Source organism: Phenylobacterium sp. (assembly GCF_030697305.1).
Lineage (GTDB): Bacteria > Pseudomonadota > Alphaproteobacteria > Caulobacterales > Caulobacteraceae > Phenylobacterium.
In genome coordinates, this window is record NZ_JAUYQL010000039.1 from 1 (window position 1) to 8,301 (window position 8,301).

Consider the following 8,301-nt stretch of genomic DNA (forward strand, 5'->3'; position numbering starts at 1 on the left):
TATGGCGGCCATGCCGAGGCGTGGTCGGCTTCCGGCGCGCAGGTGCGCGAGATCGCGACGAACGTCCTGGCCGCTGTGGACGGCGAGGTGATCGTCTTGGTGAATCCCAACAATCCGGATGGCGCCATGACGCCGCCGGCCGCCCTCCTGGAGATCGCGAAGCGCCAGGCGGGGCGGGGCGGCTGGCTGATCGTCGACGAGTCGTTCTGCGACATGCACCCGCAGCTCAGCGTCGCGCCCTGGGCCGGCGGGGGGCTGGTGGTGCTGCGCTCGTTCGGCAAGTTCTACGGGCTCGCGGGCGTGCGGCTGGGTTTCGCCTTGGGCGAGCCGACGCTGATCGCGCGATTGCGCAGCTTGCTGGGCGACTGGCCGGTGAGCGCGGAGGCGATCGCCGCCGGCGCGGCCTATGCCGACGGCGCCTGGGCGCAGCGGGCGCGTCGGTGGCTGAAGCGCCAGGCGCAGCGGTTGGACGGCGCGCTGGCCGCCGCGGGTTTCGAGATCGTCGGCGGCACGACCCTGTTCAGGCTGACGCGGTCGCCGCACGCCGGCGCCTGGTTCCGCCATCTCGCCGAACGCGGCCTGCTGGTCCGCCCCTTTCGCGACCAGCCGCAATGGCTGAGGTTCGGTCTGCCGCCGGTCCATGCCTGGCCGAGGCTCACCCAGGCTTTCGAGGAGTTCCGACCATGAGCGACGAGGACGCCCGCAACGCCGAGCACGCCCAGGCGATGCGCGCGCTGAAGGCGCAGCGCGAGGCGCTGATGGCCACCAAGACCGATAGCGAGACCGGCCTGCTACTGGTCCACACCGGTGACGGCAAGGGCAAGTCCACCGCGGGGTTCGGCATGGTCGCCCGCGCGTTGGGCTGGGGCCGCCAGGTGGGGATCGTCCAGTATGTGAAGGGCAAGTGGATCACCGGAGAGCGACAGTTCTTCGCCCGTTTCCCCGACCAGGTGCGCTACGAGGTGATGGGCGAGGGGTTCACCTGGGACACCCAGGATCGCGCCCGCGACATCGCCGCCGCCAGGCGCGCCTGGGAGACTTCGCTGGAGATGATCGCCGATCCGGGCCTGGATTTCGTGCTGCTGGACGAACTGAACATCGCCCTGCGCTACGACTATCTGCCGATCGATGAGGTCGTCGCCGGGCTCAAGGCCAGGCCGGCCGGGAAGCACGTCTGCGTCACCGGGCGCAACGCCAAGCCGGAGTTGCTGGAGATCGCCGACACGGTCACCGAGATGCGGCTGGTCAAGCATCCCTTCGACAAGGGGATCAAGGCGCAACGGGGCGTCGACTTTTGACGCCGTCTCCGACCAGGCGCGCGGTGGCCGCAGGATTGGCGGCGGGCGCGATGCCGGGGCCGTCGAGCGCCTCGGCGCCAGCGCCGCAACGGATCGTGTCGCTCAACCCCTGCCTGGACGTCATCTTGGTCTATGTCGCCGACCGCGCTCAGGTGGCGGCCATCAGCCACTACGCGCGCGATCCCGACGGCTCCAACATCGCCCACATCGCGCAGTCTTTCCCGATCACTTACGAGAGCGCCGAGGAGGTGGTGGCGTTGGCGCCCGACTTGGTGCTGACCGGACGCCATTCCTCGCCGGCCACCCGCAACGCCCTGCGCCGGCTGGGGATTCGGGCCGAGCTGTTCGCCGTCCCCGAGACGGTGACCGACAGCCTCGATCAGGTGAACGCCATCGCCGCGCTGTGCGGGCGTTCCAGTCGCGGCGCCGCCTTGGTCGCGCGCATCCGCGCCGCCGTGGCCGCCGCCGCGCCGCCGCCCGGGGAACGGCGGTTGAGCGCTCTGGTCTACCAGTCGAACGGCTTCTCTTCCGCGCCGGGCACCTTGATGGACGAGATGATGCGTCGCACGGGGTTCGACAACGCCGCGACGCGTTACGGCTTGAAGCGGACCAGCGACGTGCCGCTGGAATTGCTGATCGCCGACCCGCCTGACGTGCTGCTGGCCGGCCAGTCCAGGGCCGGAGCGCCGACCTGGGCGGATCGCGTCCTCGCTCATCCGGCCCTGGCCCGTGTGGCGCACAGGATGTATCGCGCCAACTTCCCGCGGCGGCTGATGAATTGCGGCGGCCCGGTCCTGATCGAGACCGCCGGCCTGCTGGCGCGCATCCGCCAGGACGCCATGGCGGCGCGCCGATGAAGCCTCCGCCGCGCGCTGTGGTGCTTCTCACGCTCACCCTGCTGACCCTGGGTCTGGCCTTGCTCAGCCTGATGGCCGGACGGGTCTGGGCGCCGCTTTCGGCCTTCACCGACATGTCGGATCCGCGTTGGCCGATCGTCTTCGAGCTGCGCACGCCGCGCACCTTGTTGGCGATCCTCGTCGGCGCCGCATTGGGGATGAGCGGGGCGGCGATGCAGGGCTACACCCGCAATCCGCTGGCCGATCCAGGCGTGCTGGGGGTCTCGGCGATGGCCGCGCTGGGGGCTGTGGGCACGCTATATTTCGGCGTCGCGGCGGCGACCTACTGGATGCTGCCGGCGGCGGCGGTGACCGGCGCCATGGCCGGCGTCCTGCTGTTGCTGGCGCTTGCGGGATCGACTTCGAGCGCGGTGACTTTCGTGCTGGCGGGGGTGATCCTCAACACCGTGGCCAGCGCCGGCGTCGCCCTGGCGCTGAACCTCGCGCCCAGCCCTTGGGCGGTGAACGAGATCGTCAACTGGCTGATGGGCTCCCTGGCCGATCGCAGCTTCGACGAGTTGACGATGGCCGCGCCGCTGATCGCCGCCGGCTGCGCCCTGCTGCTGACCACGGGACGGGCGCTGGACGCGCTCACTCTCGGGGAGACCGGCGCGCGATCGCTGGGCGTCGACATGGGCCGCATGCGCTGGGCGTTGGCGCTGGGCGTTGGCCTGGCGGCCGGAGCCAGCGTCGCCGCCACCGGGGTCGTCAGCTTCGTAGGCCTGGTGACGCCGCATCTGATGCGCCCGCTGGTCGGCGCGCAGCCGGGCAAGCTGCTGGTCCCCAGCGCCTTGGCGGGGGCGGTGATCGTGCTCGCCGCCGATATCCTGGTGCGCCTGACGCCCTCCGCCGCAGAGGTGAAGCTGGGTGTCGCCATGGCCGCATTGGGCGGGCCATTCTTCCTGGGGCTTCTTTTGGCCATGCGCCGGAGGATGTCGTGAGCGTCCTGTCGGCGAAGGGCCTGCGCGTGCGGTTGGGCGCGCGCGACGTGCTGAACGGAGTCGACGCCGACTTCGCGCCGGGGCAGGTGACCGCCGTCCTGGGACCTAACGGCGCCGGCAAGTCGACGCTGCTGGCCTGCCTGGCCGGACTGCGTCGACCCGATGTGGGGTCCGTCGAACTGGACGGCGCTGGGGTACGCGCCCTGGCGCCACGCGTGCGCGCCCGCCGCATCGGGTTGCTGCCGCAGACGCCCGAGGTCGCCTGGCCCGTGAGCGCGCGCACGGTCGTCGGACTAGGCCGCATTCCCTACAACGGATCGCGTGGGCTCACGTCGGAGGACGAGGCGGCGGTGGCGCGGGCGATGGATGCGGCCGGGGTCGCCGAACTCGCGGAGCGTGACGTCACCACGCTGTCCGGCGGCGAACGGGGCAGGGTGCTGATCGCGCGCGCCCTGGCCGGCGAACCGGAGTGGCTGCTGGCCGACGAACCGCTGGCCGGGCTGGATCCCGGTCACCAGCTCGATGTCGCGGCCCTGTTCCGCGACCTCGCCGCAGGCTCGGGCCGCGGGGTGGTGGTGACGCTGCATGACCTTTCGATGGCCGCGCGGATGGCCGATCGGATCCTGGTCCTGGCTGACGGCGGGCTGCTCGCCGACGGCCCGCCGCACGAGGCCCTAGCCCCCGCCGTGCTCGCCCAGGCCTACGGTGTCGAGGCTCGGTTCACGCAGGGCGAAGCCGGCCCGCTGATCGAGATCGTCGGCCGTGGCCGCTGATCCCTGGATTGTCCTGGGCGCCGGACTTCTTGAAGGCGTCACCGGCTATCCGCAGGCCGTGCATCGTCGCGCGCCTCACCCCGTCACCTGGGCGGGCGGGCTGATCGGCGCGGCGGAGCGCACGCTCAATCGGGGGTCGCCTTTGGCGCGCCGTGCCGCTGGGATTGTCACCCTCTTACTGGTCGTTGGGCTGGCGGCAGGTCTAGGTCTGGCGGTCGAGCGGCTGTCCGCGCCGTGGGCGTTCGCGCCGCTGGCGCTCATCGCCGCTGGCTCGCTGGGGCTGGCGGGGCGCAACCTCTACGTCCACGTCGCCGCCGTCCATCGGCCGCTGGGCGCCGGCGACCTGGAGGCGGCGCGCGTGGCGACGGCGCGCATCGTCGGGCGCGATGTCGAGCGGCTGGACGCCGGCGGCCTCGCTGGCGCAGCGCTGGAGAGCCTGGCCGAGAGCTTCAACGATGCGGTGGCCGCGCCGCTGTTCTGGTTCCTGGTCGCCGGGCTGCCGGGCCTGTTCGCCTACAAGGCGGTGAACACCGCCGACAGCCTGATCGGCCACCGCGAGGCGCCGTTCACCCACTTCGGCTGGGCGGCGGCGCGCACCGACGACCTGATGAACCTGGTCCCTGCGCGCCTGGCCGGTGGGGCGATCGCCCTGGGCGCCGGGCGGGGCTGGCGGATCATGCTCCGCGACGCCGGCAAGCACGCTTCGCCCAACGCCGGCTGGCCCGAGGCGGCGATGGCCGGCGCCCTGGGCGTCCGCCTGGGCGGGACGGCGTCTTACGACGGTACTCCGCATCTGCGCCCGACGTTGGGCGAGGGCCCGGCGCCCGCGCCGCTGGACCTCGCGCGAGGCCTCGGGCTCTATCTGCGCGCCTGCGCGATCCTCGTCGCGGCGCTGGCGTTCGGAGGGGTGGCATGGCCGCGCTGATGATCCAGGGCTGCGGCTCCGACGTCGGCAAGTCGGTGCTGACGGCCGGCCTGTGCCGCCTGTTCACCGACCGTGGCCTGACGGTGCGTCCGTTCAAGCCGCAGAACATGTCAAACAACGCCGCCGTCACCGCCGACGGTGGCGAAATCGGGCGGGCGCAAGCGTTGCAGGCGCTGGCCTGCCGGGTCGCCCCGTCCGTGCATATGAACCCGGTGCTGCTGAAGCCGCAGAGCGACACGGGCGCCCAGGTGGTGGTGCGCGGCCGCTCCGTCGGGACCCTGCGCGCCGGCCGCTACCAGGCGCGCAAGGGCGAACTGCTGGAGACCGTGCTGGAGAGCTATCGAACGCTCGCCGCCGAAAGCGACTTGGTGGTGGTCGAGGGGGCGGGTAGCCCGGCGGAGATAAACCTGCGGGCCGGCGACATCGCCAACATGGGGTTCGCCCGCGCCGCCGGGGTGCCCGTGGTGCTGGTCGGCGACATCGACCGCGGCCACGTGATCGCCGCCCTGGTCGGCGCGCATGCGGTGCTGGAGGCCGGCGATGCGGCGATGGTGCGCGGTTTCCTGATCAACAAGTTTCGCGGCGACCCGGCGCTGTTCGACGACGGTCGAGCCGAGATCGCGCGGCGCACCGACTGGCGCGACTACGGCATGGTCCCGTGGCTGGCCGCCGCGCGCAGCTTGCCTGCCGAGGACGCCGTGGTGCTCGACGCCGCCCGGTCGCGAACGACGGGAAAGGTGCGGATCGTCGTCCCGATGCTGCCGCGGATCGCCAACTTCGACGACTTCGACGCCCTGCGCGCCGAAGCTGCGGTGGATTTCGCCTTCGTGCCGCCCGGGACCGCTCTGCCCGGCGACGCCGATCTGGTGATCATTCCAGGCACCAAGGCGACGCTGGCCGACCTCGCATTCCTCCGGGCCCAGGGCTGGGATGTGGACATCGCCGCCCATGTGCGCCGCCGCGGGCGGGTGCTGGGCGTCTGTGGCGGTTATCAGATGCTGGGCCGCGTGGTGCGCGATCCCGCAGGCGTGGAAGGCGCACCGGGGGAGGCGGCGGGACTGGGCCTGCTGGACGTAGAGACCGTGCTCGAAGCCGACAAGGTGGTGCGCCCGGCGGTTGGGCGGTTGGTGGGCGGCGGCGCGCCGTTCGAGGGTTATGAGATCCACGTCGGCCGCACGAGCGGACCGGCGCTGGCGCGTCCATTCCTGATCCGCGAAGACGGTGGTGATTGCGGGGCGGTGTCGGCGGACGGGCAGGTGGCCGGCGGATATGTCCACGGCCTGTTCGACAGGGGCGAGGCGCGTGCGGCGCTGCTCGGCCAGCTTGGCGCGGTCAGCGAGGCGGTCGATCAGGCGGCGCGCATCGATGCGGCGCTGAACGCAGTCGCGAGTCTGCTGGAACGCCATCTGGATATCTTGGGCCTGACCGCCCTCGCCGGGCTGCGGGCGCAATGAGCGCTCTTCCACACGTCGCGTGGGTCGACCGGGCGCTCGAGCCTGAGCTACGCGCGCTGGTGGACGGGCGCGCCAAGCCGCCGGGATCGTTGGGCCGCATCGAGGCCCTGGCCATCCAACTCGGCTTGATCGCCGGCCACACTCGCCCGCGCGCCGATCGCACCCTGTTGCTGGTGTTCGCCGGCGACCACGGGTTCGCAGCCGCCGGCGCGTCGAGTTACCCGCCGCAGGTGACTGAGACCATGGTGCGCCTGCTGCTGGCGGGCGGCGCCACGGCCAACGCCTTCGCCCGCGCGGTCGGCGCTCAGGTGCGGGTGGTCGACGCCGGGGTCGCCGCCGACCTGGCGCCGAATCCGCTGCTGATCGAGGCCAAGGTCCGCAAGGGCACGCGCGACGCCTCCCGCGAGCCGGCCTTGACCGCCGCCGAAGTCGATGAGGCCCTGGTCAGCGGCGCTCGCATCGCCGGCGAAGCCGCGGCGGATGGTTACGACCTGCTGGCGATCGGCGAGATGGGCATAGGCAACAGCGCCGCGGCCGCCCTGCTGCTGCATCGCCTGTGCCCGGCGCCGCTCGCCGACTGCATCGGGGCGGGGGCGGGACAGGACGCCGCCGGGCTTTCCCGCAAGGCGGCTCTGCTGAGGCTGGCGGCGGCGCGCGCGCCGGCGTCCGCCGATCCGCGCGAGGCGCTCGCGCAGTTCGGAGGCTGCGAGATCACCATGATGGCGGGCGCGATCCTGGGGGCGGCCGCGTCGCGTCGGCCTGTGCTGGTCGACGGCTTCATCGCCGGCGCCGCGGCCCTGGCGGCCATTCGCCTGGAGCCTGCCGCCCGGGACTATTGCGTCTTCGCCCACCGCTCGGCGGAGCGCGGCCACGCGGTGATGCTCGAACGGCTCGAAGCCGAACCGCTGTTGGACCTATCGATGCGCCTGGGGGAGGGCACCGGCGCCTTGCTGGCCGCGCCGCTTGTGCGCGCCGCCGCGGGCCTGCTCAGCGAAGTCGCGAGCCTGGAGGACGTGTTGGCGGGGTGGATCTGATGGCGCGCGAGCGCGACCTGTTGATCTGCGCCGTGCAGTTCCTCACGCGCCTGCCGACCCCGAGGCTTGCGGGGTTCCAACCTGATTGGGTGTCGCGCGCCGCCCGCTACTTTCCGCTCGTCGGCCAGCTAATCGGCCTGATCTGCGCGGTGGTGTTCTGGGCGGCGTCGCAGGTCCGGCAGGGCGTTATCCCGGCGCTGCTGGCGATCGCCGCGGGCGTCCTGGTCACCGGCGCCTTCCACGAGGACGGGCTGGCGGACGCTGCGGATGGGCTCGGAGGCGGTGGAGATCCGACCCGCCGTTTGGAGATCATGAAGGACAGCCGGATTGGCGTGTACGGCGCACTGGCGCTGGGCCTCGCCCTGTCGCTCAAGGTCGCCGCACTGGCGGTATTGCCGCCGGCGAGCGGGGCTCTGGCGCTGTTCGTCTATCACGGCTGCGCGCGCGGGGCGGCCGTCCTCGCGATGACCTCCCTTCCGTATGTGGGCGACCGCGACGCGGCCAAATGGAAACCGGCCCCGATCGGCGTCACGCGCGGCGAGGCGGCGCTCGCCTTGGCCCTGGCGGCGTGGCCGCTGCTGATCGCGCCTCCGGCCTTCGTCCTCGGCGTGCTCGGAGGGGCGGCTCTGGCGTTGATGCTGGCCTGGATCGCTCGGCGACTGATCGGCGGCTGCACAGGCGACGTCCTGGGCGCCATTGAGCAGGTGTTCGAAGTGGGGTTCCTGCTGGCCGTGAGCGCCGCGCTTTAGAACACCGCCTCGCCGAGCCGCATGACGTGACCGCGCAGGTCCGTCGACCAATCTGCGACGTGACGCTCGAACGCCGCGGCGTCGCCGGCGAAGAGCGCCCGCGTCGCCTCTTCGAAGCCTGGCTCGTCGCCGCCCATCGACGACATGAAGCGGTAGAGCGCATCGCGCGCCGCCCGCCTGCGCCCAGGGCCCTCGTCGGCCCGTCGCGCGACCTCCACCAGCCGCCGCAAC

General features: G+C 72.3%; 10 protein-coding genes. 9 read left to right on the forward strand and 1 reads right to left on the reverse strand.

Translation table 11 applies throughout. The features are described from left to right. The 9 genes from Q8R27_RS04635 to cobS all read left to right on the forward strand — a co-directional run. Positions 1-687 (forward strand): aminotransferase class I/II-fold pyridoxal phosphate-dependent enzyme (locus Q8R27_RS04635; RefSeq protein WP_305697904.1); only part of this gene is annotated, 687 nt, incomplete at its 5' end. After that, a complete protein-coding gene (gene cobO / locus Q8R27_RS04640) occupies positions 684-1,298 on the forward strand; it encodes a cob(I)yrinic acid a,c-diamide adenosyltransferase (protein WP_305697905.1) in 615 nt (204 codons plus the stop codon). The genes Q8R27_RS04635 and cobO, both read left to right, overlap by 4 nt. 23 nt (positions 1,299-1,321) lie before the next feature. Next, positions 1,322-2,155 carry an ABC transporter substrate-binding protein gene (locus tag Q8R27_RS04645; protein WP_305697906.1) on the forward strand — a complete coding sequence of 278 codons (834 nt, stop codon included), beginning with the start codon at positions 1,322-1,324 and terminating at the stop codon, positions 2,153-2,155. Then, positions 2,152-3,135, forward strand: a complete 984-nt coding sequence (locus Q8R27_RS04650) for an iron ABC transporter permease (RefSeq protein ID WP_305697907.1) — start codon at positions 2,152-2,154, stop codon at positions 3,133-3,135. Before Q8R27_RS04645 ends, Q8R27_RS04650 begins: the two co-directional genes overlap by 4 nt. Next, entirely contained in the window at positions 3,132-3,908 is a 777-nt protein-coding gene (locus Q8R27_RS04655) for an ABC transporter ATP-binding protein (protein ID WP_305697908.1), read from the forward strand. Before Q8R27_RS04650 ends, Q8R27_RS04655 begins: the two co-directional genes overlap by 4 nt. Next, entirely contained in the window at positions 3,898-4,833 is a 936-nt protein-coding gene (cbiB, locus tag Q8R27_RS04660) for an adenosylcobinamide-phosphate synthase CbiB (RefSeq protein WP_305697909.1), read from the forward strand. Before Q8R27_RS04655 ends, cbiB begins: the two co-directional genes overlap by 11 nt. After that, a complete protein-coding gene (locus tag Q8R27_RS04665; RefSeq protein WP_305697910.1) occupies positions 4,821-6,287 on the forward strand; it encodes a cobyric acid synthase in 1,467 nt (488 codons plus the stop codon). The genes cbiB and Q8R27_RS04665 overlap by 13 nt, the downstream gene beginning before the upstream one ends. After that, on the forward strand, positions 6,284-7,321 hold the full coding sequence (cobT, locus tag Q8R27_RS04670; protein WP_305697911.1) for a nicotinate-nucleotide--dimethylbenzimidazole phosphoribosyltransferase: 1,038 nt from the start codon (positions 6,284-6,286) through the stop codon (positions 7,319-7,321). The genes Q8R27_RS04665 and cobT overlap by 4 nt, the downstream gene beginning before the upstream one ends. Then, positions 7,321-8,070 carry an adenosylcobinamide-GDP ribazoletransferase gene (gene cobS, locus Q8R27_RS04675; protein WP_305697912.1) on the forward strand — a complete coding sequence of 250 codons (750 nt, stop codon included), beginning with the start codon at positions 7,321-7,323 and terminating at the stop codon, positions 8,068-8,070. Before cobT ends, cobS begins: the two co-directional genes overlap by 1 nt. On the opposite strand, the gene Q8R27_RS04680 is transcribed toward cobS, so the two are convergent. Continuing rightward, positions 8,067-8,301 (reverse strand): DUF2239 family protein (locus Q8R27_RS04680; protein WP_305697913.1); only part of this gene is annotated, 235 nt, incomplete at its 5' end. The genes cobS and Q8R27_RS04680 overlap by 4 nt on opposite strands.